This window comes from Vibrio sp. 1288, from assembly GCF_033344475.1.
On sequence record NZ_JAWPOX010001177.1, the window covers coordinates 1 to 509 of the forward strand.

At 47.2% G+C, this 509-nt stretch carries 1 protein-coding gene; it reads right to left on the minus strand.

The window, feature by feature from the left end:
- On the minus strand, window positions 1-509 hold a 509-nt coding region (locus R8O11_RS31535; RefSeq protein WP_318195429.1), incomplete at both ends, for an efflux RND transporter permease subunit.

The window sequence follows — 509 nt, forward strand, 5'->3', positions numbered from 1 at the left end:
ATCTCCACGGTAATATTGGTTCTCGATTCGAACCGCAATCATTCCAGAGTTTGTTTTGACTTCGCCCGCCGAGCAGTTTGCCGAGTAACGACGAATGGCATTGCTTACGTCATTCAACGTTAGGTCATACTTACGCAGCACGAGGGGATCGACTTCAATCGCAATCTCTTCCTCTGGCGCACTTAAATACACCAACATGACGTTATTAAGCTGCAGAAGCTCATCTTCAATCTGCTTCGCAATCGGTTTAAGCTCTTCAAGAGGCCTGTCCCCCACCAGCCCCATTTCTATCACGTCTTGTCGCCATTCAACCCGATAGACATTGATGGGCTCCATGCCAAGAGGCAGGTTAGAAATAGTATCGATGCGCTGATTCACATCATCAAGCACTCGCTTGATATCCGCGTTGACATCAACTTCGATAGAAATATAAGCACTGCCACGAGAAGCTCGCGACACCACTTTTTTAATGCCAGTAACGTCTTTGATCGACTCTTCCACTTTGACCA